The sequence below is a fragment of the Streptomyces sp. NPDC031497 genome, assembly GCF_055580905.1.
On record NZ_JBVIKO010000007.1, the window covers coordinates 355,190 to 380,259 of the forward strand.

The following is a 25,070-nucleotide window of genomic DNA, read 5'->3' on the forward strand; positions in this document are numbered from 1 at the left end:
TGGTTGCCACAGGCAAATATATGGGCGGGGGTGGGGATAAAAACTTGGCAAAGACAAGTATTGCGAACGTAAACGCCCAGGTGGAGCAGGTTGTACTTCCGGAAGGCCCCCCACTTGGGCCGGGCCACCGGATTCGCTAGTGTCTCGGGGCATGGCTAACACCCAGGGCCCCCAGGGCAACTACGACCCCGCCGGCAGCACCCAGATGTTCCGCGCGTTCGTCGACGAGGCCCCGCAGACCTCCCAGCAGACGGCATCCCCCTCCGCCTCCGGCGGCCCCCGCATCGGCCTGATCCTCGGCGTCGTCGCCGTGGTGGTCGTGGTCGCGGCGGTGGCCTGGCTGGCACTCAAGTAGTCACTCGCCGCGCGCTCGGCCCTTCGGGCGATACGAGGGCCGGGGCGGCGGCGCGACGAAGAACCCGGGGTCCACTGCCCCGGGCTTTCGTCGTGCCCGTGCGGACGCGCCGACTCAGCTCCAGTCGACCGCCACCACCCGGGTCTCGACATGCATGCCCAGCGGGACGCGCCAGTCGTCCACGCACACCGTCCAGGTCGCGCTCCTACGGGAGTTGGGCGCGACCGGGGTCGGCAGGGACTCCGTCGACCCGATCGTCGCCCAGTCGATGCCCAGCAGGTCGATGATGTGCGTGCCGAGGGTGACCGTGCCGGAACGGACCGCCGTACCGCCCGAGTTGCGGAACTCGACCGTCACCTTCTCGCACCACCGCTTGTCCGTGGGCTCACGGGTGGGGGTGCTCCAGGTGAGGGCGGCGGGTGACGTGCCGCCGGGGGTGGTGGCGGTGGGCGACGTACCGGTGGGCGAAGTGCCGGTCGGCTGTGGTGAGTTCGGCGCCGGCGGAGCGGACCGTCGGGGCCGGGTGCCGTCGCGGCGGGAGGAAGCGGATGACGGCGTCGGGGCCGAGGTCCCCGGGTCGGCCGGCCCGGCCGCTGCCGCGGACCGGCCGTCCTCCGCCGGGGGCGAGCCGTCGGTCGCCCCCGCCGGGGAACCGTCCAGCGGGACCAGCGTCACCGATCCCGTCGGTCTCGACGACGTCCCGGGCGCTCCCGGTGCCGTGCCCGCCGCTCCCACCGCCGTATAGCCGCCGCTGTCACCGCCTCCGCACGCCGTGAGTGCCGAGGCCAGGCAGACGGCGGCCGCCGACGCTGCCGTGACGGCGCCTCGGCGGCCACTCGGTGTCCTACGGAGAAGCATCGCGCCAGTGTGGCTGACACTCCGTCAGTAAGGAACCCGTCGGAGCGGGTTCAGTCCGAGATCAGGCCCTCGCGGAGCTGGGCGAGGGTGCGGGTCAGCAGGCGGGAGACGTGCATCTGGGAGATGCCGACCTCGTCGCCGATCTGGGACTGGGTCATGTTCGCGAAGAAGCGGAGCATGATGATCCGGCGCTCGCGCGGCGGGAGCTTGGCCAGCAGCGGCTTCAGCGACTCGCGGTACTCGACGCCCTCCAGGGCCGTGTCCTCGTAGCCGAGGCGGTCGGCCAGCGAGCCCTCGCCGCCGTCGTCCTCGGGGGCCGGGGAGTCGAGGGAGGAGGCGGTGTACGCGTTGCCGACGGCCAGGCCGTCGACCACGTCCTCCTCGGAGACGCCCAGGACCGCCGCCAGTTCGGTGACCGTCGGGGAGCGGTCCAGCTTCTGGGAGAGCTCGTCGCTGGCCTTGGTGAGGGCCAGGCGCAGCTCCTGGAGGCGGCGCGGGACGCGTACCGACCAGGAGGTGTCGCGGAAGAACCGCTTGATCTCGCCCACGACCGTCGGCATCGCGAACGTCGGGAACTCCACGCCCCGCTCGCAGTCGAAGCGGTCGATCGCCTTGATCAGGCCGATGGTGCCGACCTGGACGATGTCCTCCATCGGCTCGTTGCGGCTGCGGAAGCGGGCCGCCGCGTAGCGCACGAGGGGGAGGTTGAGTTCGATCAGGGTGTCCCGGACGTAGGCACGCTCGGGGCTGTCCTCATCGAGTGCGGCGAGGCGCAGGAACAGGGAGCGGGACAGGGTGCGGGTGTCGAGGTTTCCCGAGGCCACCGGGGTTTCCGGGGTCGGAGGGGTCTCCAGCGCCGGGGCGCCGTCGATGCTGTCGAGCACGTCGATGGCGTCGAGCTCCTTGGGCGCTGCCTCGCTCTTCGTGAGCGTAAGCACCTTCGAGCTGCCCTGGTCTGCGGACATGCCACCCCCTTTGGGTCGCGGGACGGTCGCGGCGACGCCCCTCACGAGGAACGGCGCCTTCACCTGAATACCGGAGCCGAAGCCCCGGCAAACGCGCTTCCCGCAGAATGTCACATGTCGGCAACACGCTGTAGTGACATGTCGACATGGGAAATGTGAATCCGCCCTGGATGCAGGGGGTCTGACGCTATTTCGACCCCCAACTGTCGGGAAGTGCGCTGGTGAGCGATTCGCTCGTGACGGTGATGGCTCGATCCTGCTTGCGGTTATGACCGCACGAAGCGGGCCGGGGCGTGTCTCGGACCGGTAACGGGTCCTGCGACGGGCGCATGCGACGGCGCGTGCGACGGCGCGTGCGGAGGGCCGCGGGGCGGCGCGCGCAGGGCATCGGCGGTGGGTGCGCGGCGGGGCCTGAGGCAGAGCCTGAGGCGGTACTCGCGGCGGGGCTCAGGCCTCGATGCGGTTCGCCGAGCGCAGTCGCTGGAAGCTGCGGGCCAGCAGGCGGGAGACGTGCATCTGGGAGACGCCCAGCTCCGCGCTGATCTGCGACTGGGTGAGGTTGCTGTAGTAGCGCAGCAGGAGGATCCGCTGCTCCCGCTCGGGGAGTTGGACCAGCAGATGGCGGACCAGGTCGCGGTGTTCCACGCCGTCCAGGGCCGGGTCCTCGTAGCCGATGCGGTCCAGCAGGCCCGGCAGCCCGTCGCCCTCCTGGGCGGCCTCCAGGGAGGTCGCGTGGTACGACCGGCCGGCCTCGATGCAGGACAGCACCTCCTCCTCGCTGATCCGCAGCCGTTCGGCGATCTCGGCGGTGGAGGGGGTGCGCCCGAAGGCGGTGGTCAGGTCCTCGGTCGCGCTGTTGACCTGGACCCACAGCTCGTGCAGCCGGCGCGGGACGTGCACGGTGCGCACGTTGTCCCGGAAGTAGCGCTTGATCTCGCCGACGACGGTCGGCATCGCGAACGTCGGGAACTGCACGCCCCGCTCCGGGTCGAATCGGTCGATGGCGTTGATCAGCCCGATGGTGCCGACCTGGACGACGTCCTCCATCGGCTCGTTGCGGGAGCGGAAACGGGCGGCCGCGTAGCGCACGAGCGGGAGGTTCGCCTCGATGAGCGCCGCGCGCACCCGGTTGTGCTCCGGCGTACCCGGCTTGAGGTCCTTGAGCTGGCCGAAGAGCACCTGGGTCAGCGCCCGGGTGTCGGCGCCCCGCCGCTTCTCCGGGGGCGGGGCGGGCGCCTGGGCGGGGGGCTGGGCGGGTCCTTGGGCGGGTCCTTGGGCGGGTCCTTGGGTCGGGGGCTGGGCAGTGGGGGGAGCGGGGGCGGGCGCCTCTTCCTGGGGCGGCGCAGAACTGGCCGACACGGTCAACGCCACCTCTTCATCGGTCAATCATCCGTCAAAAGCGGTCATAGCATCACAAGACATGTGCACTGTGCGCAAGCACCGCATAGCCCCGTGTTGAGAGTGAAAGTCGGCAAGTTGGGGCATAAGACGCAGAAAAGCCCCCCGCTGTTCCCGGCGGAGGGCCTGTCTCCAGAGGGTGCCGTACGGCTGTCCGGAGGGTGCGGTACGGCTCAGAACTCGTAGTCGGCGATCACCCACGTGGCGAACTCCCGCCACTGCGCCGCGGCCGCCTGGTGGGCCGGGTGCTCCAGGTACCGCTTCAGCGCGTCCCCGTCCTCGACGGCCGAGTTGATCGCGAAGTCGTGGGCGATGGGGCGCTCGGTGATGTTCCAGCCGCACTCCCAGAAGCGCAGCTCCTCGATCTGGGCGCCGAGCGCGGAGAAGGCCGCGGCGCCCGCGACGGCCCGCGGATCGTCCCGCTCGACACCCTCGTCGAGTTTGAAGAGGACCAGGTGGCGGATCATGGTTGCTCCCGTGGGTGGTGCGCTATTTGGCTCCGTTGACGAGCCAGGTCATGAACGATCCGATGGCCTTGGCCGCGTCCGAAATGCCCTCAAATCCTATCTGGACGTAATCGGCCGCTTTGGCCGGGTCTGTAATGATCACGTAGAGCGCGAAGACCACGAGCACGTACGTGGCGATCTTCTTGGCATTCACCGCCACCGCGGCCTCCCCTGTGCCTGCCTCTGCCGGCGTGTCTGCGTAGCCTGTGGACCCTGCTGCCGGCGGTGAGTGTAACCTTCACGCCCCCCTCGGGGACCAACGGCCCGCTGGTCGAGGCCCGTTGTCAGGTCCGGGGGCGCGACAGGGGGCGCGCGGCGGAGACGTGCGCGGGGCGGAGATGTGTCCGGCGGGGTGTCCGGTGGAGGTGTCCGGCGGAGGTGTCCGGTGACGGACGCAGAAAGGGCCCCGTCTTTCGACGGGGCCCTTTTCCAGCGGTAGCGGAGGGATTTGAACCCTCGGTGACTTGCGCCACACTCGCTTTCGAGGCGAGCTCCTTCGGCCGCTCGGACACGCTACCGAGAGAGACCTTACAGCACCGGAGGCCGTGCTCTGAAATCGCTATTCGGGGCCCGGGACCGGCGCTGTGAGCGGCCCTCAGCGGTCCCGGAAGAACTCCGTGAGCAGCCGGGCGGATTCCTCGGCCAGGACGCCCTCGACGACCTCGGGGCGGTGGTTCAGGCGCCGGTCGCGTACGACGTCCCAGAGCGAACCGGCGGCGCCTGCCTTCTCGTCGCGGGCGCCGTAGACCAGCCGGTCCACACGGGACTGGACCAGCGCGCCCGCGCACATGGTGCAGGGCTCCAGCGTGACCACGAGGGTGCAGCCGGTGAGCCGCCACTCCCCGAGCGCCGCGGCGGCCCGGCGCAGGGCGAGGACCTCGGCGTGCGCGGTGGGGTCGCCGGTGGCCTCGCGTTCGTTGTGGCCGGCCGCGAGCACCGTCGTACCGTCCGGGGACAGCACGACGGCGCCGACGGGGACGTCCCCGCCCCGGACGGCCTGTCCGGCCTCGTCCAGGGCGAGCCGCATCGCGGCCCGCCAGCGGTCGCGCACCGGGTCCGGGGACCCGGATGCCTCGTGGAAGGTCAGCGGACGGTCTCCAGGACCTCGGCGGCGCCCAGGGCCTCGGCGATCTCGCTGAGCGCGTCGTCGCTGAGCGCCAGCAGTTCCTTGGCGCTCACGCCCAGGTCGTCGAGGATCCGGATGTCACCGACCGGGCCCGACGGCACGGCGGACATGTCCGTCTCCGTGTCCGTGTCCTCGTCGTCCTCGGCCTCCGGCTCACCGTCCTCGGTGCCGTCGAGGTCGAGGGCGTCCAGGTCGTCGTCTTCGTCCTTGGGCTCCCTTCCGAGCAGTTCGTCGGTGAGCAGGAGCTCGCCGTACGAGCTCCGGGCGGCGGCGGCTGCGCTGGAGACGAAGACCCGGGGGTCCTCCTCGCCGTCCACGCGCACGACGCCGAACCAAGCGTCTTCCTGCTCGATGAAGACGAGCACCGTGTCGTCGGCGTCCGACGCCGATTCCCGGGCCAGGTCGGCCAGGTCCGACAGGGTCTCCACATCGTCGAGCTCTGTGTCGCTCGCTTCCCACCCGTCTTCGGTGCGCGCGAGCAGTGCGGCGAAGTACACCGTGACTCTCCCACTGGTCTTAGGCGTGCCGGTTGGGGGTCCCCCCGGCGGAGGTTCTGGGCGGGGAGAGCTGGGCTCCGAGCCCCACCCACTCGGAATCGTGGCAGAAACAAGGCGTTCAGGGGACGTCTTCGGCTCCCTGTGTCTGGCAGTTTTGTTCGCACGTATGCAAAGAGGCATCCAGGTGCCCGCGTACGTAATCACCAGCGCACTCGTTGCCGCCACCTGCGGATCGTACGCGGGTTTTCCCGCGGTCCACGCACGGCCTTCCCCATGACGGACCGCAACGCGCCACAAGCAGTGGATCTTTGCCGAAGGATCGGCTTTACGACTCTTACCGTTCTAACGGTTTTACCGACTCTTACCAGCGGAACGTCCGCATACGCATGGCGTGTCGCAGCCGCGCGGTCTTGGCGCGGCGGGGCTGGACCCGGTCGCGCAGTGCCCTGGCCTCGGCGAGTTCGCGCAGGAACCGGGCCCGGCGGCGACGCCGTTCGGGCTCCGTCTCGCCCTCCGGCGCGCCGTACGCACGGTCGGACGGCTCAGGAAGATCAGGCAGCTCAGGAACATCAGACACGGTCACACCACCCCAGTCCGGTCATTCCCACTTTCCCCCGGACGGAGGGTTTGATGCCAGCGAGGATCCGCGCGGGCCAGCGGCGAGGTGTACGAGGACGCGGTTACTGTTGTGGGCATGCGTCTCCACGTCGTCGACCACCCTCTGGTCGCCCACAAGCTCACCACTCTGCGCGACCAGCGCACCGACTCCGCGACGTTCCGGCGGCTCGCCGACGAACTGGTCACCCTGCTCGCCTACGAGGCGACGCGGGACGTGCGGACCGAGGCGGTCGACGTCCAGACCCCGGTCTCGCCCACGACCGGCGTCAAGCTCGCCCGTCCCCGCCCGCTGGTGGTGCCGATCCTGCGGGCCGGGCTCGGCATGCTGGACGGCATGGTCCGGCTGCTGCCGACCGCCGAGGTGGGCTTCCTGGGCATGATCCGCAACGAGGAGACGCTCCAGGCGTCCACGTACGCCTCGCGGATGCCGGAGGATCTCTCCGGGCGTCAGGTGTACGTCCTGGACCCGATGCTGGCCACGGGCGGCACGCTGGTCGCCGCGATCCGTGAGCTCATCAAGAGGGGTGCGGACGACGTGACGGCGGTGGTCCTGCTGGCCGCGCCGGAGGGCGTCGAGGTGATGGAACGGGAGCTGGCGGGAACGCCGGTCACGGTCGTCACGGCGGCCGTCGACGACCACCTCAACGAACACGGCTACATCGTGCCGGGCCTGGGCGACGCGGGCGACCGCCTGTACGGGGCGGCCGAGTAGGAGCCGTACGCATCGGCCGGCTCGGCGCCGCAGGGGTGCCGGTGCGTTGGCGCCGTAGGGGTGCGGGTGCGTGGGCGGCTGCGGGTTCGTGGCGGGCTGGTCGCGCAGTTCCCCGCGCCCCTGTCGGGGCGCATGTGCCTCTTCGGTGGCGGGCCGGGGGCGGCAGTGCTCGGTCCGGCTTTCAGCAGCTCTTCTTCGAAGTCGATGCCTTCGGCTCGGGGTGTGAGAGGGCCGTGATGGCCTTCGCGGCCGTCGCCTGGGGCGTGAGGGTCTTGAAGGCGTTGCCCAGGATCATGTCCACGGCGGCGCCCTTGCGGCCCGCCTCGGTGCGCTGGTCCGGTGCCGTGAGCTGGGTGGCCAGCACCGGCAGGGACGTGCGCAGGGCCGAGGCCGGTCCGAGCAGTATCGCCGTGCCCTTGACCTTCGCGTCGAACTTCGCCGGCGCGTTGCCGACGTCGCCGATCTTGAAGCCACGTTTCCTGAGTTCGTCCGCGGTGTCCTTGGCCAGGCCCGTACGGGTCGTGGCGTTGTAGACGTTCACCGTGATCTGGGCCGGCTTCGGCAGCGCCGCCGACGACGTACCGGCCGCCGGCCCCGCGCTCGCGGCGGCCTGCTTCACGCACGTCGTGCCACCGGCCGCCGCAGCCTCTTTGTCGCCGCCCGTGAAGACGTCGATGAGCTGCAGGGTGCCCCAGCCGACGAGGCCGAGCGCGGTGACGGAGGCGACCATGGAGAGGACGAGCCGGGCACGCCGCCGGCGCGGGCGCATGCGTGGGTATTTGTCCCCAGTGATCCGGTACTGGCCGCCCATGCCGGGGGGAGTCAGCATGCTCATGAGCGCAGCGTAGTGCGCCACGGGTGCGTTGACTAATAGATGATCATCCGACGCCGCACGGTCCAACCCGAAAGGGGCAACCGGCGTGAAACGGCGGGTGACGAGCGGGTGTCGGCCGGGTCGATCGACCCGGCCGGGTCAGTCCAGTTCGAGCACGCGCGCGTGCAGCACCTGACGCTGCTGGAGGGCGGCCCGGACCGCGCGGTGCAGCCCGTCCTCCAGGTACAGGTCGCCCTGCCACTTCACGACATGCGCGAAGAGGTCGCCGTAGAACGTCGAGTCCTCGGCGAGGAGGGTCTCCAGGTCGAGCTGCCCCTTGGTCGTCACGAGCTGATCGAGGCGGACCGGGCGCGGTGCGACGTCCGCCCACTGCCGGGTGCTCTCCCGGCCGTGGTCGGGGTACGGCCGGCCGTTTCCGATGCGCTTGAAGATCACACGGAAAGCCTACCGGTCCTGACGTTCCGGGCGCAGCCATGGCGACCGAGTGCGACGCTGGAAAAGCCACCGTAAAGGTCGTCAAAAAGGCAAAAAGGGAACAGGGGGTCGGATGATGAGTGCCGGTGAAGCCGCCGGAACAGGTGACCCGCCCCCGCCGCTGCCTCCGGCCGCCGCCGCGATCGCCACCGGGTATGCCTTCGCCGGTCAGGCCCTGGACCTCGGCGCCCTCCTCTGGGACGGGCGGTGCCGTCCCGACGCGCCGATCCGCATCCCGCTCCCCGTGCTCAACCGGCACGGCCTGGTCGCCGGCGCCACCGGCACCGGCAAGACCAAGACGCTCCAGCTGATCGCCGAGCAGCTCTCGGCGCAGGGCGTCCCGGTGTTCCTGGCCGACGTCAAGGGCGACCTGTCCGGCATCGCCCGGCCCGGGCGGCGCGATGAGAGGGTCCTGGGCCGGGCGGGGGAGGTGGGGCAGGCGTGGGCGGCGACCGGCTTCCCCGCCGAGTTCCTCGCGCTCGGCGGCCTCGGCCACGGCATCCCGGTCCGCGCCACGATCACCAGCTTCGGCCCGGTCCTGCTGGCGAAGGTGCTCCAGCTGAACCAGACCCAGGAGCAGTCCCTGGGCCTGATCTTCCACTACGCCGACACCAAGGGCCTGGAGCTGATCGACCTCAAGGACCTGCGCGCGGTGGTCGCCTTCCTCACCTCCGACGAGGGCAGGGCCGAGCTGAAGGACATCGGAGGGCTGTCCACGGCCACGGCCGGGGTGATCCTGCGTTCGCTGACCGCCTTCGAGGCGCAGGACATGGCCGACTTCTTCGGCGAGCCGGAGTTCGACACGGCCGACCTCCTCCGTACGGCACCGGACGGCCGGGGCGTCGTCTCGGTCCTGGAACTCCCCGCCGTACAGGACAAGCCGCTCCTTTTCTCGACCTTCCTGATGTGGCTGCTGGCCGACCTCTTCCACGACCTCCCCGAGATCGGCGACGCCGACAAGCCGAAGCTGGTCTTCTTCTTCGACGAGGCGCACCTGCTGTTCAACGACGCCTCGAAGGCGTTCCTGGAATCGATCACCCAGACCGTGCGCCTGATTCGCTCGAAAGGGGTCGGCGTCTTCTTCGTCACGCAGACCCCCAAGGACGTACCGTCCGACGTCCTGGCCCAGCTCGGCAACCGCGTCCAGCACGCGCTCCGCGCCTTCACCCCCGAGGACCAGAAGGCGCTGCGGGCGACCGTCCGGACCTTCCCGAACTCGTCGTACGACCTCGAAGAGCTGCTCACCGGTCTCGGCACCGGTGAGGCCGTGGTCACCGTGCTCAGCGAGCGGGGCGCCCCGACGCCGGTCGCGGCGACCCGGCTGCGGGCCCCCGAGTCCCTGATGGGGCCGGTCGACGCGGCGCAACTCGACGAGGCGGTACGGACGTCCGCCCTCCACGGACGTTATGCACAGGCTGTGGACCGGGAGTCGGCGTACGAGAAGCTGCGGCGGACCCCGGCCGCCGGGCCGAAGGCCGCGACCCGTGCCGGGCCGAAGGCCGCGACCGGTGCCGGGAAACCTTCGCCCGATGAGGAACCCTCGCTCGTCGAACAGGTCGTGAGCAGCGGGATGTTCAGGTCCCTCGCCCGTTCCGTGGGCACCCAGCTCGGCCGCGAGATCACCCGGTCGCTGTTCGGTACGGCGCGCCGACGCAGGTGAGCCGGGTGCACCGGGCGCCCCGCACGGGCCGCCCGGCGCACGACGTCAACCGTGTTTCCGCTCCTGAGGCCGCGGCCTCGGCGGCTCCGCCGCCTTGGCCGCCGTCTCCGGCTTCGGCGCGCTGCGAACGGCCTCCGCGCGCAGCAGGGCACGCAGGACCGCGTACGGGTCTGTGGACATGGCTGTGTTCCTTGCGTAGTGCCGGCTGACCTGGGGGAGTGCGGGACCTGTCGGTCGGTCAGCAGCGCAGGACCACGGTGCGCAGCAGGGGCGGGGCGTACGGCGGACGCGGTGCCGTCGGGCACGGGCGGTGGCGGTCCGCCGGGTCGGCGGGCGCCGGGTCCGGAAGCGGCGCGGGACGCTGGGGTACGTCGGCGCGGTGGACGGCGCGGGCGGGGAGCCGTAGCGGGGTGTCGAGGACGTCGTACTCGGCCGTCTCGGCGGAGGCGGCCGGAGCGGTCGCCGCGAGGGCCTCGGCCGCCGTCGGGGCGCCGGCCAGCAGCAGGGCGAGCAGCAGCACGAGCGCCCGCAGCCAGGTCTGTCCTGGCTGCGGGCGGCCGGAGCGGGAGCCGCTGCTCATGGCGGTCATCTCCCCACGCGGTGGACGGTGTTCATCGCACCCGGCGCGAGATCCGCTCGCTCGGCGTACCGGCGGGGCGTGAGGTTGACGCCGCTCACAGGGCCTGCGGGATGTGCTTGACCCGGCTGCGGAGGCCGAACGAGGAGATGATCTCCACGATGCCGACGACCACCAGCCAGATACCGGCGACCAGGGTCAGGACGGCGACCGACTCGAACGGCGACACGATCAGCACGATGCCGGCGATGAAGGTGACGATCCCGAGGAAGATCATCCAGCCGCGGGCGGCCATCCTGGGGTCGTGCACGGCGGCGATCGTCTGGGTGATGCCGCGGATCAGCCAGCCGATCCCGATCCACAGGGCGAGCAGCAGGATCGACTCCAGCGGGCCGCGGAAGCAGAACAGGCCCAGCAGGATCGACAGCGCGCCGCTGATGAAGGCCAGCACCCGCAGTGAGGTCGTCTTGTGCGTGCCGAACGCGGAGACCAGCTGGAAGATGCCGCTGATGAGCAGGTAGATACCGAAGAGCACACCGGCGGCGAGCAGTGAGGCGCCCGGCCAGACGAGGACCAGGACGCCGAGGATCAGGGAGGCGATCCCGGTGAGCAGCACGGTCTGCCAGGCGGCCTTCGAGAGGGCGTGCAGGGGCCCCTCGAAGGGCGGTTCGGGCTCATGCCGGTAGCCGGGCGCGGAGACGGGGGCGGAGGCGGACGCCGGGACCGAGGCCGCGGCCGGGGCCGGGGTGGTGTGAGCCGTGCGGTCGTCGTCGGCGGGGCCGGTGCTGGGAGGCTCGCTCATGCCTCCAGCTGAAACCGACGGGAGCGGCCCTGCCATCAGGAAGGGGCCGAACGGGTGACGAAACCCTGACCGTCCCGGCTACTTGTCCCCGGCCTTCGCCGCCTTCGCCGCCGCCTTCAGCTCCTGCTTGTGCGCCCGTACCTTCGCCAGTGACTCGGGCCCCGTGATGTCGGCCACGGACCGGAAGGACTCCGCCTCCCCGTACGCCCCCGCCGCCTCCCGCCACCCCTTCGGCCGTACTCCCAGCTGCTTGCCCAGCAGCGCCAGAAAGATCTGCGCCTTCTGCTTGCCGAACCCGGGCAGTTCCTGGAGCCGCTTCAGCAGTTCCGCCCCGCTGTCGACGTCGCGCCAGATTCCCTCGGCGTCACCGTCGTAGTGCTCGACGAGGTACTGGCACAGCTGCTGGATCCTCTTGGCCATGGAGCCGGGGTAGCGGTGCACCGCGGGCTTCTCGGAGAGCAACGCGGCGAAGGCCTCGGGGTCCTGGGCGGCGATCTCGTGCGCGTCCAGGTCGTCCGTCCCCATCCGCTGCGCGATGGTCGCCGGCCCCTTGAACGCCCACTCCATCGGGACCTGCTGGTCGAGCAGCATGCCGATGAGCGCGGCGAGCCTGCTGCGGCTGAGGAGTTCGTCGGCGGCGGGGTCCTGGGCGAGGCGCAGAGTCGTGGCGTGGGCCCTGGCGTCGGGCTCGGCCTTGGAGTTGGAGTTGGAGTTGGCGTCCATGGCTCGATGATCCCGCGCCCGGAACCGCCCCGCGCGCCCGCGGCGGCCCGGCCTCCGCCGCTCCCGCACCCCTCACGTACGATTCCTCCACGATTTAGCTTAGGCAAGCCTAACCTTACGCAAGAGGTGTCGCAGGGTGACCATCAAGACGTACCGAGACGCCTGGGGCATCCCGCACCTGCGGGCGGCCGACGCCCGCGAACTCGCCCGGGCGCAGGGCCGGGTCACCGCCCACGACCGGGCCTGGCAACTGGAGGTCGAACGGCACCGGGCGCAGGGCACGTCGGCGTCCTTCCTCGGTCCCTCGGCCGCCGCCTGGGACGTGTTCGCCCGCCGGGCCCGCCTGGCGGACACCGCGAGACGCTGCTTCGAGGCGCTGGAGAGACGGGACCCGGAGACGGCGGAGTGGGTACGCGCGTACGTGGCCGGGGTGAACGAGGGCCTGGCGGGCGGCGCGGCCCGCACGCCCGAGTTCGCCCGCACCGGCCTCGCCCCCGGCATCTGGGAGCCCTGGCACCCCCTGGGCGTCTGGCTGGCCACCCACATCCTGTTCGCCGGCTTCCCGGCCAAGCTGTGGCGCGAGGAGGCGATACGGCACCTGGGAGAGGACGCGGTCCACTTGTTCGCCACGGACGGCCCGGGCACCTCCGGCAGCAACGGCTGGCTGCTCGCGGGCTCCCGCACGACGACCGGCCAGGCGCTGCTCGCCGGCGACCCGCACCGCTTCATCGAGGCGCCCGGCGTCTACCAGCAGATCCACCTCTCCTGCCCGGAGTTCGACGTGATCGGCCTGGCCGTCCCGGGCGTCCCCGGCATCGCCCACTTCGCCCACACGGGCACGGTCGCCTGGTCCATCACCAACGCGATGGCCGACTACCAGGACCTCTACCGGGAGCGCCTGCGCCGCACGGAGCGGGGCGTGGAGGCCCTGAACCCGGACGGCACCTGGCACCGGGCCGAACGGCACACGGAGACGGTGGAGGTGGCAGGGAACCCACCGCTGGTGATCGAGGTGATCGAGACCGAACGGGGCCCACTGATCACAGCAACCGCCCCCACCCCCACCCCGACGGCCGCCGCCGACACCCGACCCCCACACAGCGCCCCCACCCCGACGGCCGCCGCCGACACCCGACCCCCACACAGCGCCCCCACCCCGACGGCCGCCGCCGACACTCGGCTCCCGCACAGCGCTCCCGCCCCCGGCCCAACAGCCACCCCCGACACCCGACCCCCGCACAGCGCTCCCGCCCCCGGCCCGGCAGTCGCCGACACTCGGCTCCCGCACAGCGCTCCCGCCCCCGGCCCGGCAGTCGCCGATGGTGCTCAGCCCCCGCAGGGGCCACCCGCACCTGACCACGAAAGCCGCACGGGTGGTGCGGGTGGGAAGACACACGCCGATGGCGGAGCCGAGGCGTTGGCGCTGCGGTATCCGCCCCGCGTCACCGCCGACCTCGGCTTCAGCGCCCTCCTCCCGCTCCTGCGGGCCCGCCGCGTCACCGACGTCGACCGTGCCCTCGACGCCTGGACCGAGCCCGTCAACGTCGTACACGCCGCCGACACCGACGGAGGCCTCCTGCACCGCGTCGCCGGCCGCGTCCCCGTCCGCTCCCACACCAACCGCACCCGCCTCGCCCCTGCCTGGCTCCCCGGCCACGCCTGGCAGGGCTGGCACGAGATGCCGTACGGCGACCTCACCGACGGCGTCGCCGTGATGGCGAACCAGCGCGGCCCGGCCGCCCCCCTCGGCGTCGAGTTCGCCCCACCCCACCGCGCCGACCGCATCCGCACCCTCCTCGACGAGCGCCGCACCTGGTCCGCCGCCGACCTGCCCGCGATCCACACCGACACGCACCTCGCCTCCGCCGCGCCCCTCCTCGACCACCTGGCCGCCCTCGACGACCTCACCCCCGGGGCCGCCGAACTCCGCGGCCGGCTCCTCGCCTGGGACCGCCGGATGGACGCCGGCAGCACCGGCGCCGCCGCCTACGCGGCCGTACGCACCGCGGTCGTACGACACCTCGCCGCCCACCCCGCCTTCGCCGCCCTCTCGGAACCCCCCGCCTACCCCGAGGTCCTGCTCCCCTGGCTGGCCCTCACCCCCCGTATCGCCTTCGCCCTGGAACACCTCCTGAGGGCGGAGGAGCTGTACGGCGTCGACCGTCCCGCCGTCGTCCGTACGGCGGTCGAGGAGGTCGCCGCCGGCAGACCCGCCGGTACCGGTACCGGCACCTGGGGCGACACCCACCGCCTCGCCCCCTGGCGGGCGTTGCCCGACCCGTCGTACGACGGACCGGCCCTGTCCGGTGACCACGACTGCGTGCTGTGCACCTCGGCCGTCCCCGGTCTCACCGACCTCTCCGCGCGCGGCCCGGCCGCCCGGTACGTGTGGGACCTGGCGGACCGCGACAACAGCCTCTGGGTGGTGCCGCTCGGTGCGGACGGCGTCCCCGGCGCACCGCACCACACCGACCAACTCGCCTTGTGGCTCAAGGGTGAGCTGGCCCCGGTCAGCACCGACTGGGACCGACTGGAACTCGTAGAGGAAACCGATGTCCGAGCAACTGATGGCGGAGCAACTGATGTCCGAGCAACTGATGTCCGAGCAACTGATGTCTGAGCAGCCGATGGCCGAGCGGCCGAACGCCCCCGTCGCCGTCGCCGAACACACCGTCGACGGCTTCGGCACCGTCCGCCTCCGCCCCCTCGACCCCGAGCGGGACGCAGACGTCGTCCACGCCTGGGTCAGCGAGGAACGCGCCGCCTTCTGGGGCATGACCGGCCTCACCCGGGCCCAGGTCGCCGAGATCTACGCCCATATGGCCACCCTCGACACCCATCACGCCTACCTCGCCCGTCTCGCCTGTCTCGACGGGAAGGACGACACCCCGGTCGCGCTCCTCCAGACGTACGAACCGGAGGCCGACCGCGTGAGCGAGTGCTACGACGTCCGCCCCGGCGACATCGGCATCCACGTCCTCCTCGCCCCGGCCGGACCGCAGGGCCCCCGCCCCGGCTGGACGGAAGCCCTCCTCTCCGTCTTCACGGAGTTCGCCCTGCGCACCCTCGACCGCCACCGCATCGTCGTCGACCCGGACGTCCGCAACGAGAAGGCGATCGCCCGATTCGTCCGCCAGGGCTTCACGCCCGGCCCGGCCGTCGTACTCCCCGAGATCGACCTCCCCGACGTCCATCTGCCCGAAAAGCGGGCTCAACTGGCATTTCTCCCCCGGGCGGTAGCCTTCCCAAATGCTGACCCCCGATGACCTGATCGCCCACTACGACCTGGAGCCGATCCCCCGCGAGGGCGGCCTGTTCCGGCAGACCTGGGCCGGTCCCGAACGGGCCGACGGCCGCCCCGAGGGCACCGCGATCGTCGTCCTCCTCACCGCCGACGACTTCTCGGCCCTGCACCGCCTTCCCACCGACGAGATCTGGCACCACTACCTGGGCGACCCCCTGGACCTCCTGCTCCTCGCCCCCGACGGCACCATCCGCACCCCCGTCCTCGGCCCGGACCTCCGAGGCGGCCAGCAGATCCAGCTCACCGTCCCGGCCGGCACCTGGATGGGCGCCCGGGTGGCACCGCCCGGCGCCTGGACCCTGTTCGGCTGCACCATGGCCCCCGGATTCACCTTCGAGGGGTATGAACACGGGAACGCGGCCCACCTCACGGCGCGTTACCCCTTTGAAGCCGCCCGCATCAGGGGACTCTGCCGTCCATGACCCCTCTACTGGACGGACAGATCGCCCTGGTCACGGGCGCGAGCGGCGGCATCGGCCGGGCCATCGCGCTGCGCCTCGCGGAGGAGGGCGCGGCGGTGGCCGTGCACTGCCGTACGGCGGTGGCGGCGGCGCAGGAGGTCGCCTCGGCCATCGGCGACCGAGCGGTCGTCGTGCAGGGCGACCTGACCGACGAGGCGACCTGCCACCGGATCGTCCAGGAGGCCGCGGACTGGGGCGGCGGCCGGCTGACCGCGCTCGTCAACAACGCGGCCGTACAACCCGTACAGCCGCTGCCCGGCATGACCGCGGCCGACTGGCGTGCGGTCGTCGACACCGACCTCGGCAGCGTCTTCGCCTGCACCCAGGCCGCCGCCGACATCATGCGCGCCCAGCCCGAGGGCGGCACGATCACCCACATCGCCTCCATCGAGGCGACCCACCCGGCCCCCGGCCACGCGCACTACAGCACGGCGAAGGCGGCGGTGGTGATGCACGCGCGAGCGGCGGCCCTGGAGTACGGCCGCCTCGGTGTCCGCGTCAACACGGTCTCCCCGGGCCTGATCGACCGGGAGGGTCTGGCGGACGCCTGGCCGGAGGGGGTGCGGAGATGGCAGGAGGCAGTACCGACGGGCCGGTTGGGCCGCCCGGAGGACGTGGCGGACGCGGTGGTCTTCCTGGCGTCCCCGCTGGCGTCATGGATCACCGGCCACGACCTGGTGGTGGACGGCGGGGTGTCGGCCCGGCCGACGTGGTGACGGCGCCCTTCAGCACAATGAGTGCTGCACGCCCCCCATCCGTATGACCCATGAACGCCTGCTTCCGAACTCAGGACGGTGACGTGAGCGAAGAACACGGCCGGCGGTGCACGACCACCCCCCACGGGGCGGCCCCACGCGGAGCGTTGCGCACCCTCGCCCTTCTCGGCACGCTCCTCACCGCCCTCTTCCTCGCGTCGGCCGCCCCCGCCTCCGCGCACGCGGCCCTGCGCGGCAGCGACCCCGCCGACGGCGCCGTACTGAAGTCGTCGCCCGGGTCCGTCACCCTCACCTTCACCGAGTCCGTCGGCCTGCTCGACGACTCGTTCCGGGTGTACGACCCCACCAACCACCGGGTGGCCACCGGCGACCCCGAACACGGCCCCGCCGGCTCGGACACCGCCCGGATCACCTTCCCGAAGAAGCTCGGCACCGGCACGTTCACCGTGGCGTGGCGGGTCGTGTCGGCGGACAGCCACCCCGTCTCCGGTGCCCTCACCTTCTCCGTGGGCGAACCGTCGGCGACCACGGCGGCCGTCCCCACCGGCCCGGTCGAGAACCCGGCCACCGGCAGCCTCTACAACATCGGCCGCTATGTCGCGTACCTCGCCGTGGCACTGCTGATAGGCACCGTCGCGTTCATAGCCCTCTGCCGCCCGCCGGACCCGGCCCCGCTCCGCAAACCGATCCGGACGGCCTGGTGGGCCCTGCTGGCCGCCACCCTCTTCCTCTTCGTCCTCCGCTCCCCCTACGAGGAGGGCACCTCCCCGGCGACGGCCTTCGACCTCTCCGCGCTCGCCAGGACCGCGACGGGCCGCCCGGGCCTGATCCTGCTGGCCAGGGTCGCCCTCCTGGCGATCACGGCAGGCCTGTACGTCTTCCTCCTCCGCAAGGGCGAGCACCGGTTCCGCCCGTCGTCCCGCCCGTTCCTCGGCACAGCCGCCGCCCTCGCCGTCGCCCTGACCCTGACCTGGGCGACTGCGGAACACGCGTCGGCCGGCATCCAGGTACCCCTGGCGATGACGTCCTCGGTCCTGCACCTCCTGGCGATGGCGCTGTGGCTGGGCGGCCTCACGGCCCTCCTCACCACCCTCTACCGGGCCACCGCCACCCCCCTCCCCGCCGCCGTCGTCACCCGCTTCTCCCGGGTGGCCTTCGCCTCGGTGACGGTTCTCGTGGTCACCGGCGTGTACCAGTCCTGGCGCGGCCTGGGCTCCTGGCAGGCGCTCACCGACACGACGTACGGCCGTCTCCTGCTCGTGAAACTCATCGCCGTGACCCTGTTGCTGGCGGCGGCCTCCCAGTCCCGCCACTGGACGGCGAAGCTGGCGGGCGCCCCGGCCGCGGCGACAGCCCGCGAGCGCGTCCCGCAGACGGTCGGCGCGCCGCCCCCGGAGACCCCACCGACCTCGGAGGAGCCGGCCCCCACGCCGGACCACCGGGCCCTACGCCGCTCGGTCCTCGCCGAAGTCGCCATCGGCGTCGCTGTCCTGGTCATCACCACGATCCTGACCGGCACCCTGCCCGGCCGCGCGGCCGCCGAGGCCGCCGAGGCGGGCACGGGCACGGGAACGGCCACGGCCGGCGGCATCCCGACGACCTCCGTCGCCATGGTCCCCTTCGACGTCGGCACCCCGAACGGCCACGGCAAGGTACAGATCACCCTGGACCCGGGCCGGGTCGGCGACAACTCCGTGCAGGCGGTCGTCTTCGGCCCTGACAACGGCATCTCCGCCGTCCCCGAACTGCGCCTCTCCTTCACCCTCGCCGCCCAGAAGATCGGCCCCCTCCCGGCCAACCTCACCGACCAGGGCGGCTACTGGGCCACCAACTCCGTCAACCTCCCGATCGCGGGCGAGTGGACGATGAACCTGACGGTACGGGTGTCCGACCTGGACCAGGTGACGGTGGCGAAGAAGATACGGATCACCGGGTAGACGGATCACCGGGTAGTTGGGGACCGTTCCCTGATGACCGCCTCTCGACGGCACCGCCCTCGCGCCTGGCCGAGAACCGCACGTCCGTGGGCCTCGGCCGACAGCAGTCAGACACGCTGCGTGACGGTGTCCGTCATTGTGTGCCACGACGGTCCGACCGCTCGGTCCTCCGAGCGGCCGGACCGCCGACACCGGGCCGCACCCTGGGAAGCAGGGCAAGCGTGTGGGAAGCCGCTGTCCTTCCGGCGGTGCGGAGGCCGACCGTACCCAGGTCGAGATGGCCGCGGAGCGACCGCGACCGTTACGGGGCCAGGGTGTCCCCGAAGCGGGCGTCGGGCACGGGGGCGCTCAGGCTGCCGCCGTTGAAGGACCAGGATCCGCTTCCGACGGGGCCGTTGCTCGTGCCGGGGAAGACCCAGGCGGCGCCGTCGTTGGTGTCCTCGCCTGGTGCGGAGGCGATCAGCTCGGCCTTGCCGTCCTTGTTGGCGTCGATGAGCCGAAGGGCGCCGCCGAACCAGTCGCCGTTCTCGTTGTCGCCGGGCACGGAGGGCGTGCTCTGGCTGTAGCTGACGAGGCCTCGCGGGGTGAGTCCGTTGGCGGTACCGCGCACCACCCACGCCGTGCCCGGGTCGGTGAGGCTGTTGATGTCGTTGCCCGGTGCGCCGATCGCGGCGTCGGCGTAGCCGTCGCCGTTCACGTCGGCCACGGTGACGGCTCCACCGAAGCGGTCACCGATCTTGTCGTCGCCGGAGGCGCCGATGGTCGTCTGGTCGAAGTGCTGGTCGGCGTCCGGACCGCTCAGGCCGCCGGGCCCGCCGAGGAAGACGTCGACGGTGCCGCCGTCGACCAGGACTCCGTTGAGGTCGTCACTGTCGGTCGGGGAACCGAAGACGACGTCGGGGTAGCCGTCGTTGTTGATGTCGCCGGTGGCGCCCACCGGGCCGCCGCGCAGCCCGCGGCCGTACGTCAGCCCGTCGGGACCGCCGCGAAGGTAGCTGGCCGCACCGAACGTCGCCACGGGATTCACCGATTCGTAGTCGGTGAAGGTGCCCAGCAGGACCACGTCGTCGGAGCCGCTGTTGTCGTAGTCGCCGGAGGTCAGGCCGGTGGGGGTGAAGTCCTCCGCCCACTTCCAGTCCATGGGGGTGGCCTGGAAGGTGCGCGTGCCGCCGGCGCCGGCCTCGAAGTCGTACGTCTGCAGGGCCTTGCCGGTCAGGAGGGCGAGTTCGGTGCGGGAGCCGTGGAAGCGGCCGGTGGCCAGGCCAAGTCCGAAGTGTCCGCGCGTCGTGGGTGCGCTGTCCTGCAGCAGGAGAGCGCCGGTGGCCTGCAGCCCGCTCGCGGAGCCCCACAGCACGACCGCCGCCCCCGCGTCGACGGTGCTCCCGACGTCCTTGCCGGGCATGTCGACGACGAGATCGGCGTAGCCGTCGCCGTCCAGGTCTCCGGACGTGGTGGTCCGTCCGAAGCCGTCGTCGGTCTGGGCGAGACCCGGTATGCCGGGAGTGCTCAGGCTGAACGTCGCCCGGCGGGAGGTGGACAGGCCGTTCGCGGATCCGTACAGCACGGCGATGTAGCCGGCCCCCTTCTGGGCACTGACGGTGCCGCCGGGGGCGGAGATCACGGCATCGGGGTAGCCGTCGCCGTTGAAGTCGTCATGGGCCGCGGTCGCGGAGACGGCCGCGGGAGCGGCGGGCGCCGGAGCGGCTGTCGCGGTGATCGTGGCGCCGATGGTCAGTAGTACGGTCGCCGCGGCCGGCCCGGACAGCAGGTTCGCTCGGCTGCGGAACGTTCTGGACGTTGTCGTGGTGGAACGCGTACTGCGCACTTCGTGGCTCCTGGGATCTCGGCATGGCCGATCGGGACGGAGTCGCGGGGGGTACGGCGAGGGCCCGTTCCCCACCGCCGCGATGTTGGACCGGAGAGCGGGCCCGAGGGTTGTGCCCTGTCACGCCCCAGGATCTGGAACGGGCTTGAGCAACGGGTCGGGAACAGCCCGGGGGAGCGGCCCGGACGCGCGTGATCGCCGACGCGTACCGGGGTCGGGTAGCCCGGCTGCACGACAGGACAACGTCGAAGGGCCCCACCTCGCGGTGGGGCCCTTCGACGTATTGCCCGGTGAGAGCAATGGCGGAGGATACGAGATTCGAACCCGTGAGGGGTTGCCCCCAACACGCTTTCCAACTGTGGTGGTGGGGTGCCGGCGCGAGTACAGGGGCGTTCACCTGCGTTCTTGGACGGCTGGCCGCCGGTGCGGGGACGGCTTCGGGTCTCGCCTGAACGGCCGTGAACGGGGCTGAATGAGACGGAAACTGAGACGGCCGCCCATGGTCCTAGAGCTGACCTCGCCACCATGGCACGTCCAGGCTGTCAGCCGGGATGACCTTGGCCCTTGCCAGAATCTTTCCGTCGAGGGCACATACGAGGGCGCGCAACTCACGCGCGCTCTTCCTGGGCAGTGCGTGAAGCGCAGCTTCGAGGTGCTCGCGGAAGCCAGCGCCGTAACACCCGCACTCAGGGATGCCGCAATCGGGACCTGTGAGTGGGTCTACAAGTTGTCTGAGGGGGCCATGGGCATAGGCCTGCCAGTGCCAGAACGCTTCTTCTGTGGCTTCGGGCCAGAAGCGGGTCCGCTCTAGCCGACGCAGGTCAGCTGTGCAGGAGCCTGAAAGGCGATCAATGAACGGGTACCGTCGCCGTCTCCAGGGGCGGATAGGGAGGTCGCCCCGCAGGACTGACGGGCGCCTACGCGGCATTGCCCCTTCGGTTGTCGGTCATGGGGGCAAGCTACAGAACCACGCGTCAGGTGGCCACCGCGTATCCGGTCGACGAAGCCATGAGCTTGGGAAGCTAGAGGCGTTTACGAGAGGTTGCCGAACCGACCTGTGGCGATGCCGTGTCGGAGCCTGGGTCTCCGCCGGCCTGTTCCCCGATGTTCCCCGCACGATCTGGCACGGCCGTTACGTCGAGCAGCACGGCGAGTTCCCTTAGGTCGTTCGCGACCATGACTTGAGCGAGGCGTCCGGCGATGGCCACGACCTCTGGCCAGGCAGATGCCTGGAGATACTCCGCGTAGGTGTCGTTGGGCGCTTCGGCCGCCGCGGCGTTAAGCGCGGTACCGAGCTCTCTCATCAGGACGACCTCTTCGTCGCTTCGGAGACTGACGCCGAGGTATCGCTCTGGCTCGTCGGCGTCGCAGAAGTCGTCGAAGAGTGTGTGGAAGACATGGTCCAGGTCTTCGAACGCCGACGGGTCGAGCCACACGTCCCGCTGCCATGGTGGATTGGCCAGGGCCAACACAACGGGTACGACGTGGACTCGGTGGTTCGCTATGAGTCGGGCGGCTTCGCTCACGAGTCCGAGCGTAGCGACCGCGGCTGGTGGAGGCATCGGCACTCTTGGAACACCGCTTTAGGAGTTCGATCCCGCGCCTGCGTGGCTGCGGTCCAACCTGTGCGCGAGTGCCATTACCGGGCGCTGCCGTATGCCGCCGTCCGGGCTCGTTGATGTCAGCGTTGGATGTCAGCGTTGGATGTCAGCGGAACATCTGCGGCTGCTGGGTGACGGCCCGGCCAAGCAGCTGACGGCCCTGAGACGGCCCCTGCACAGCATCAAGCCCCCCACCGACGGAGAAGCCGTTGGTCGGGGGCTTGATCAGTGCGTGATACCTCTGTCTACCGCACGTCTACGTAGTCCCCGGCGGTCTTGACCGTCGCGGTCGTGCTGGTGCCGGAGAAGTAGTAGCGCCAGTAGCCGTCGCCGGCAGCTGTCGTGGTGGTCTTCAGGTTGCCGGTGCTGTTGGTGTACACGGTCTTGACCGTCGTGTAGGTGCCTGTTCCCGCTTTGCGGAACTGCAGCTTGACCGGCTGATTGGTGTAGGCACGGTAGTCGTGGGTTTCCCAGTTGGCGCGGGTCAGTCTGCCGGTGACGGTGATGGTCTTGCCCTTGGCGACCGGCTCCGGCGAAGCGTTGACGCTGAGCTTCGAGTAGCGCTGGATGTTCGTGTACTTGTAGGTATCCAGGGAGATGCCGCCGTTGCCCTTGTCGAAGGCGTCGACGCCGACCCTCCACTGCCCGGCCCAGGAGTTCTCCTGCAGGTCGCGGGGGTTGAGGGTGAAGGGGACGACGCAGGTCTTCGTCGTGGCGTCGACGGTTGTGCACGTGGGACGGCCGAACGGCACCGTCATGTCCGTGTCTTCTTCCTTGGGGCCGCCGTGCCACACGAACACGCGGGCCGTTTCGATGCCGTCCGGATCGGTGGCGGTCACCGAAGCCGAGAAGGTGACCTTGTTGGAGGTGCCGACCACGATGGGCTTGCCGCCGTTGACCGTGACGCTGGTGATCGTTGTGTCGCCGCCCCATGACTCGTCGGCCTGAGCCGTTGGAGAGCTTGCGGCGGCGAGTGCCAGGGCGCCGGACAGAGCGGCACCTATGGCGATTGAGCGCATGTAGTCCCCAGGAAAATCAGGCCTGCCGGTCGAGCCCCCGCCGCAGGCACCACGATAGATAGCGGGAGCGTACTGCGTTCACGTCAACTTGGCTGATTGTCCACCTGCACGTCAGTCACCACACCCAGCGCGACCAACATCGCGGAGGACCGGACCACCTGCACGACGCCCCGGGGCACACCGCGGACCGCAAGTTCACAAGGGCCAAGCCTCCAGGGAGGTAGGTCCCGAGACACGATCACGCCTCCCACCCGCGCCGTACGTGCAGGTGGGAGGCATGATCGCGGAGACTGCTTCTTCTTGCCCCGGGTCTTGTCGGGGATCTTGGCCAGCTGGGATTTCGCAGGTCAGGGCGGTGTTCATGAGCGGCCGAGTGGCCGTCTTCGGTCGTCGTCGGCCACTGTCGAGCGACCTCGGACGGCCCACAGACGGCCCGGTACGGACACGAAAGTCAGCTCTGCCGGCCGCGCACTCATCGGGAGACGGTCCCGTGTGGGCCATCGCTAGCGACCTGCCCACCGTCGCAGCTCCCTGGTGACACGGGCCTTGTGGAGGCGAGTTTTCGAGGTTTCGCTCGGGTTCGTCATGAACGCCGCGACAGGTGTCCATCGCTTGCCCCCCTTGCCAGCCGTCCATCTGACGGCGGGGAAGTCCGTGATCTCTGTGATGCGCTCTCGCGCAATCACGCGTGTGCGCAAGTAGCCGCGAATTGAGACTCTCCCGCGCTCACACGTCACGCCGAGCCGGTATCCCCTCACGGCGAGGATCGCGAACCCAATCACAGCGAAACAGGCCGTGAGCCGCGAGAAGCCCGAGCTGGCTTGCGCTGCGTAGGCGACAGCAGCGGCTGCCGGGACAGCTCCGAGGCTGCTGTTCGCAAGACGGTTCAACATCGGTGGCGATAGCTCCACGACGCTCCTCGTCCGTGCTGGTGCCTGCCGATGGCAGCGTACTGGGGACCTCAGCTTGGGAAGCTGGGGTGCTCAAGAGGTGGTTGCCGCTCTAGCCTGCGACGGAGCGGCCTGGCTGCCGCGCCTCCCGCTGCGGCACCCACCACGACCAGGACGACGACACCCTCGGCACCCCGCTCCACCCGGCTCCTGCGGGACGTGGGAGTGCGAGACGGCCGTCTCCATGACGCTTGCCACACCGCCGCGACCGTGCTCCTGATCCTCGGGGTCCCGGACGTCGTGGTCGACGCGATCATGGGCTGGGAGCCCGGGGGAGCGGCCCGTATGCGGGCCCGGTACATGCATGTCACCGGGACAGTGTTGAAAAGGACCGCTCAGCAGGTCGGCGAGGCCCTGTGGGGTGCCGATGGACGGCATCTGCCATGATCCGGGATCGCCTGTCTCCCGTCCGGGAGGGGGCAGCTGGGGGAGGAACCATGGACAAGCGGACGGACCCTGTCGAGATCATCGCGCGCGTGGGTGGCGTGACGCCCTACTCGGATCGCGAGCGGGCCTTCGGTACCTGGGTGTATCTCGCCTCGAAGGCCGGCTGGCAGGTGGTCGAGGCTGATGGCTTCACCGCCGACAGCGATCGGGGCGAAATCGGTGCGGTGGACGTCGAGGGCGTTCGGTACGTGATTCGGCTCGGGCCACGAGTGCGGCGGTTGCTCTACGAGGTCGTCGATGGGCACATGGTGAAGCGGGATGTCCTCGCGGTTGCGGCCTGGGCGGAGCCGGTCGTCACCAAAGAGAGCGCCCCTGGTTGGTACTCGGCAGAGGCCGACTGAGACGGAAACTGAGACGGACAACGTCGAAGGGCCCCACCGCGAACGGTGGGGCCCTTCGACATCGTGCCCGGTGAGGCACTGGCGGAGGATACGAGATTCGAACTCGTGAGGGGTTGCCCCCAACACGCTTTCCAAGCGTGCGCCCTAGGCCTCTAGGCGAATCCTCCGCTCGGAACATTACATGACCGAGAGGAGTGCTCGCGAACTCGTTCCCACCCCCTGACGTCGGGTACTCTGTGCAGAGCCCCTCACGCGGCGCTATCTGACTGAACTCCCCCAGGGCCGGAAGGCAGCAAGGGTAGGTTGGCTCTGGCGGGTGCGTGGGGGGCGCTTGCGTTTGCGGGCGGGGCTGGTTGTCAGTGG

General features: G+C 70.8%; 26 protein-coding genes, 2 tRNA genes, 1 other RNA gene and 1 pseudogene. 11 read left to right on the forward strand and 19 right to left on the reverse strand.

All coding sequences use genetic code 11. The annotated features are described in order from the left end of the window. Positions 1–151: 151 nt before the first annotated feature. Entirely contained in the window at positions 152–355 is a 204-nt protein-coding gene (locus ACZ5K7_RS17595) for a hypothetical protein (RefSeq protein ID WP_351695652.1), read from the forward strand. A 114-nt stretch (positions 356–469) separates the two neighbouring features. Here ACZ5K7_RS17595 and ACZ5K7_RS17600 read toward each other — a convergent pair whose 3' ends face one another. The 9 genes from ACZ5K7_RS17600 to ACZ5K7_RS17640 all read right to left on the reverse strand — a co-directional run bounded on the left by ACZ5K7_RS17600 (position 470) and on the right by ACZ5K7_RS17640 (position 6,264). Beyond that, positions 470–1,213: a hypothetical protein gene (locus ACZ5K7_RS17600; RefSeq protein ID WP_468914415.1), complete on the reverse strand. Its 744-nt coding sequence runs from the start codon at positions 1,211–1,213 to the stop codon at positions 470–472. Positions 1,214–1,263: 50 nt separating this feature from the next. Next, on the reverse strand, positions 1,264–2,178 hold the full coding sequence (locus tag ACZ5K7_RS17605) for an RNA polymerase sigma factor SigF (RefSeq protein WP_351695648.1): 915 nt from the start codon (positions 2,176–2,178) through the stop codon (positions 1,264–1,266). A 447-nt stretch (positions 2,179–2,625) separates the two neighbouring features. Continuing rightward, complete coding sequence (locus ACZ5K7_RS17610; protein WP_468914514.1) at positions 2,626–3,543, reverse strand: RNA polymerase sigma factor SigF; 918 nt, start codon at positions 3,541–3,543, stop codon at positions 2,626–2,628. 206 nt (positions 3,544–3,749) lie between these two features. After that, positions 3,750–4,043, reverse strand: a complete 294-nt coding sequence (locus ACZ5K7_RS17615) for a Dabb family protein (RefSeq protein ID WP_351695644.1) — start codon at positions 4,041–4,043, stop codon at positions 3,750–3,752. A gap of 22 nt (positions 4,044–4,065) precedes the next feature. Next, positions 4,066–4,242, reverse strand: coding sequence for a hypothetical protein (locus tag ACZ5K7_RS17620; RefSeq protein ID WP_351695642.1), 177 nt, complete (start codon positions 4,240–4,242; stop codon positions 4,066–4,068). A gap of 273 nt (positions 4,243–4,515) precedes the next feature. After that, positions 4,516–4,600 (reverse strand) — tRNA-Ser (locus ACZ5K7_RS17625). 77 nt (positions 4,601–4,677) lie between these two features. Continuing rightward, the gene (tadA, locus tag ACZ5K7_RS17630) at positions 4,678–5,109 is read right to left on the reverse strand and encodes a tRNA adenosine(34) deaminase TadA (protein WP_351695640.1); all 432 of its coding nucleotides are present in this window, start codon (positions 5,107–5,109) and stop codon (positions 4,678–4,680) included. A gap of 56 nt (positions 5,110–5,165) precedes the next feature. Further along, the gene (locus ACZ5K7_RS17635; RefSeq protein WP_351695638.1) at positions 5,166–5,705 is read right to left on the reverse strand and encodes a tRNA adenosine deaminase-associated protein; all 540 of its coding nucleotides are present in this window, start codon (positions 5,703–5,705) and stop codon (positions 5,166–5,168) included. Positions 5,706–6,066: 361 nt separating this feature from the next. Then, complete coding sequence (locus tag ACZ5K7_RS17640) at positions 6,067–6,264, reverse strand: hypothetical protein (RefSeq protein ID WP_351696255.1); 198 nt, start codon at positions 6,262–6,264, stop codon at positions 6,067–6,069. A gap of 135 nt (positions 6,265–6,399) precedes the next feature. On the opposite strand from ACZ5K7_RS17640, the gene upp reads away from it, so the two are divergent. Beyond that, positions 6,400–7,035 carry a uracil phosphoribosyltransferase gene (gene upp / locus ACZ5K7_RS17645; protein ID WP_351695636.1) on the forward strand — a complete coding sequence of 212 codons (636 nt, stop codon included), beginning with the start codon at positions 6,400–6,402 and terminating at the stop codon, positions 7,033–7,035. A 181-nt stretch (positions 7,036–7,216) separates the two neighbouring features. Here upp and ACZ5K7_RS17650 read toward each other — a convergent pair whose 3' ends face one another. Together ACZ5K7_RS17650 and ACZ5K7_RS17655 are read right to left on the reverse strand one after the other, a co-directional pair. Then, a complete protein-coding gene (locus tag ACZ5K7_RS17650; protein WP_351695634.1) occupies positions 7,217–7,870 on the reverse strand; it encodes a LytR C-terminal domain-containing protein in 654 nt (217 codons plus the stop codon). 138 nt (positions 7,871–8,008) lie between these two features. Continuing rightward, complete coding sequence (locus tag ACZ5K7_RS17655) at positions 8,009–8,305, reverse strand: type II toxin-antitoxin system VapB family antitoxin (RefSeq protein ID WP_003999914.1); 297 nt, start codon at positions 8,303–8,305, stop codon at positions 8,009–8,011. A gap of 115 nt (positions 8,306–8,420) precedes the next feature. Here ACZ5K7_RS17655 and ACZ5K7_RS17660 point away from each other — a divergent pair, with 115 nt between their 5' ends. Next, the gene (locus tag ACZ5K7_RS17660; protein WP_468914517.1) at positions 8,421–10,004 is read left to right on the forward strand and encodes a helicase HerA-like domain-containing protein; all 1,584 of its coding nucleotides are present in this window, start codon (positions 8,421–8,423) and stop codon (positions 10,002–10,004) included. Positions 10,005–10,049: 45 nt separating this feature from the next. Here the strand turns inward: ACZ5K7_RS17660 and ACZ5K7_RS17665 are convergent, their stop codons facing one another. The 4 genes from ACZ5K7_RS17665 to ACZ5K7_RS17680 all read right to left on the reverse strand — a co-directional run bounded on the left by ACZ5K7_RS17665 (position 10,050) and on the right by ACZ5K7_RS17680 (position 12,106). Beyond that, positions 10,050–10,184, reverse strand: a complete 135-nt coding sequence (locus tag ACZ5K7_RS17665) for a hypothetical protein (RefSeq protein WP_351695632.1) — start codon at positions 10,182–10,184, stop codon at positions 10,050–10,052. Positions 10,185–10,242: 58 nt separating this feature from the next. Next, positions 10,243–10,584, reverse strand: a complete 342-nt coding sequence (locus ACZ5K7_RS17670; protein WP_468914419.1) for a hypothetical protein — start codon at positions 10,582–10,584, stop codon at positions 10,243–10,245. Between the two features lie 94 nt (positions 10,585–10,678). Further along, complete coding sequence (locus ACZ5K7_RS17675) at positions 10,679–11,383, reverse strand: HdeD family acid-resistance protein (protein ID WP_351695628.1); 705 nt, start codon at positions 11,381–11,383, stop codon at positions 10,679–10,681. 78 nt (positions 11,384–11,461) lie between these two features. Further along, positions 11,462–12,106, reverse strand: coding sequence for an HhH-GPD-type base excision DNA repair protein (locus tag ACZ5K7_RS17680; protein ID WP_468914421.1), 645 nt, complete (start codon positions 12,104–12,106; stop codon positions 11,462–11,464). A gap of 136 nt (positions 12,107–12,242) precedes the next feature. Here ACZ5K7_RS17680 and ACZ5K7_RS17685 point away from each other — a divergent pair, with 136 nt between their 5' ends. Genes ACZ5K7_RS17685 through ACZ5K7_RS17705 form a run of 5 tightly spaced genes read left to right on the forward strand, consistent with a single transcriptional unit; the run spans position 12,243 to position 18,524 of the window. After that, entirely contained in the window at positions 12,243–14,726 is a 2,484-nt protein-coding gene (locus tag ACZ5K7_RS17685; protein ID WP_468914423.1) for a penicillin acylase family protein, read from the forward strand. A 7-nt stretch (positions 14,727–14,733) separates the two neighbouring features. Next, complete coding sequence (locus ACZ5K7_RS17690) at positions 14,734–15,372, forward strand: GNAT family N-acetyltransferase (protein ID WP_468914519.1); 639 nt, start codon at positions 14,734–14,736, stop codon at positions 15,370–15,372. Continuing rightward, positions 15,359–15,832 carry a cupin domain-containing protein gene (locus tag ACZ5K7_RS17695; RefSeq protein WP_468914521.1) on the forward strand — a complete coding sequence of 158 codons (474 nt, stop codon included), beginning with the start codon at positions 15,359–15,361 and terminating at the stop codon, positions 15,830–15,832. The genes ACZ5K7_RS17690 and ACZ5K7_RS17695 overlap by 14 nt, the downstream gene beginning before the upstream one ends. After that, positions 15,829–16,587: an SDR family NAD(P)-dependent oxidoreductase gene (locus tag ACZ5K7_RS17700; RefSeq protein ID WP_468914425.1), complete on the forward strand. Its 759-nt coding sequence runs from the start codon at positions 15,829–15,831 to the stop codon at positions 16,585–16,587. Before ACZ5K7_RS17695 ends, ACZ5K7_RS17700 begins: the two co-directional genes overlap by 4 nt. A gap of 50 nt (positions 16,588–16,637) precedes the next feature. Beyond that, positions 16,638–18,524: a copper resistance CopC/CopD family protein gene (locus ACZ5K7_RS17705; RefSeq protein ID WP_468914427.1), complete on the forward strand. Its 1,887-nt coding sequence runs from the start codon at positions 16,638–16,640 to the stop codon at positions 18,522–18,524. A gap of 301 nt (positions 18,525–18,825) precedes the next feature. Here ACZ5K7_RS17705 and ACZ5K7_RS17710 read toward each other — a convergent pair whose 3' ends face one another. The 3 genes from ACZ5K7_RS17710 to ACZ5K7_RS17720 all read right to left on the reverse strand — a co-directional run bounded on the left by ACZ5K7_RS17710 (position 18,826) and on the right by ACZ5K7_RS17720 (position 22,969). Beyond that, on the reverse strand, positions 18,826–20,349 hold the full coding sequence (locus ACZ5K7_RS17710) for a VCBS repeat-containing protein (protein ID WP_351695620.1): 1,524 nt from the start codon (positions 20,347–20,349) through the stop codon (positions 18,826–18,828). Positions 20,350–21,371: 1,022 nt separating this feature from the next. Continuing rightward, positions 21,372–21,875: an SCO4402 family protein gene (locus ACZ5K7_RS17715; RefSeq protein ID WP_468914429.1), complete on the reverse strand. Its 504-nt coding sequence runs from the start codon at positions 21,873–21,875 to the stop codon at positions 21,372–21,374. Positions 21,876–22,195: 320 nt separating this feature from the next. Next, positions 22,196–22,969 (reverse strand): calcium-binding protein, encoded by a 774-nt coding sequence (locus tag ACZ5K7_RS17720; RefSeq protein ID WP_468914430.1) that lies wholly within the window; start codon positions 22,967–22,969, stop codon positions 22,196–22,198. A gap of 1,094 nt (positions 22,970–24,063) precedes the next feature. Here ACZ5K7_RS17720 and ACZ5K7_RS17725 point away from each other — a divergent pair. Continuing rightward, positions 24,064–24,306: pseudogene (locus ACZ5K7_RS17725) on the forward strand (site-specific integrase); the annotation flags it as partial. A 50-nt stretch (positions 24,307–24,356) separates the two neighbouring features. Further along, positions 24,357–24,707, forward strand: a complete 351-nt coding sequence (locus ACZ5K7_RS17730; RefSeq protein ID WP_351695614.1) for a hypothetical protein — start codon at positions 24,357–24,359, stop codon at positions 24,705–24,707. Positions 24,708–24,786: 79 nt separating this feature from the next. Here the strand turns inward: ACZ5K7_RS17730 and ACZ5K7_RS17735 are convergent. Beyond that, positions 24,787–24,874: transfer RNA gene (locus ACZ5K7_RS17735), tRNA-Ser, on the reverse strand. 72 nt (positions 24,875–24,946) lie between these two features. Between ACZ5K7_RS17735 and ffs the strand changes: the two genes are divergently transcribed. After that, positions 24,947–25,045, forward strand: an RNA gene (ffs, locus tag ACZ5K7_RS17740) — signal recognition particle sRNA small type. The last annotated feature ends 25 nt before the right edge of the window (positions 25,046–25,070 follow it).

Excerpts from the sequence above, each read along its gene's own strand:
- ACZ5K7_RS17595 (WP_351695652.1), top strand. The coding sequence starts at position 152 with ATGGCTAACACCCAGGGCCCCCAGGGCAACTACGACCCCGCCGGCAGC.
- ACZ5K7_RS17600 (WP_468914415.1), bottom strand. The coding sequence starts at position 1,213 with ATGCTTCTCCGTAGGACACCGAGTGGCCGCCGAGGCGCCGTCACGGCA.
- ACZ5K7_RS17605 (WP_351695648.1), bottom strand. The coding sequence starts at position 2,178 with ATGTCCGCAGACCAGGGCAGCTCGAAGGTGCTTACGCTCACGAAGAGC.
- ACZ5K7_RS17615 (WP_351695644.1), bottom strand. The coding sequence starts at position 4,043 with ATGATCCGCCACCTGGTCCTCTTCAAACTCGACGAGGGTGTCGAGCGG.
- tadA (WP_351695640.1), bottom strand. The coding sequence starts at position 5,109 with ATGCGGCTCGCCCTGGACGAGGCCGGACAGGCCGTCCGGGGCGGGGAC.
- upp (WP_351695636.1), top strand. The coding sequence starts at position 6,400 with ATGCGTCTCCACGTCGTCGACCACCCTCTGGTCGCCCACAAGCTCACC.
- ACZ5K7_RS17650 (WP_351695634.1), bottom strand. The coding sequence starts at position 7,870 with ATGAGCATGCTGACTCCCCCCGGCATGGGCGGCCAGTACCGGATCACT.
- ACZ5K7_RS17660 (WP_468914517.1), top strand. The coding sequence starts at position 8,421 with ATGAGTGCCGGTGAAGCCGCCGGAACAGGTGACCCGCCCCCGCCGCTG.
- ACZ5K7_RS17665 (WP_351695632.1), bottom strand. The coding sequence starts at position 10,184 with ATGTCCACAGACCCGTACGCGGTCCTGCGTGCCCTGCTGCGCGCGGAG.
- ACZ5K7_RS17670 (WP_468914419.1), bottom strand. The coding sequence starts at position 10,584 with ATGAGCAGCGGCTCCCGCTCCGGCCGCCCGCAGCCAGGACAGACCTGG.
- ACZ5K7_RS17675 (WP_351695628.1), bottom strand. The coding sequence starts at position 11,383 with ATGAGCGAGCCTCCCAGCACCGGCCCCGCCGACGACGACCGCACGGCT.
- ACZ5K7_RS17680 (WP_468914421.1), bottom strand. The coding sequence starts at position 12,106 with ATGGACGCCAACTCCAACTCCAACTCCAAGGCCGAGCCCGACGCCAGG.
- ACZ5K7_RS17690 (WP_468914519.1), top strand. The coding sequence starts at position 14,734 with ATGGCCGAGCGGCCGAACGCCCCCGTCGCCGTCGCCGAACACACCGTC.
- ACZ5K7_RS17700 (WP_468914425.1), top strand. The coding sequence starts at position 15,829 with ATGACCCCTCTACTGGACGGACAGATCGCCCTGGTCACGGGCGCGAGC.
- ACZ5K7_RS17705 (WP_468914427.1), top strand. The coding sequence starts at position 16,638 with ATGAACGCCTGCTTCCGAACTCAGGACGGTGACGTGAGCGAAGAACAC.
- ACZ5K7_RS17720 (WP_468914430.1), bottom strand. The coding sequence starts at position 22,969 with ATGCGCTCAATCGCCATAGGTGCCGCTCTGTCCGGCGCCCTGGCACTC.
- ACZ5K7_RS17730 (WP_351695614.1), top strand. The coding sequence starts at position 24,357 with ATGGACAAGCGGACGGACCCTGTCGAGATCATCGCGCGCGTGGGTGGC.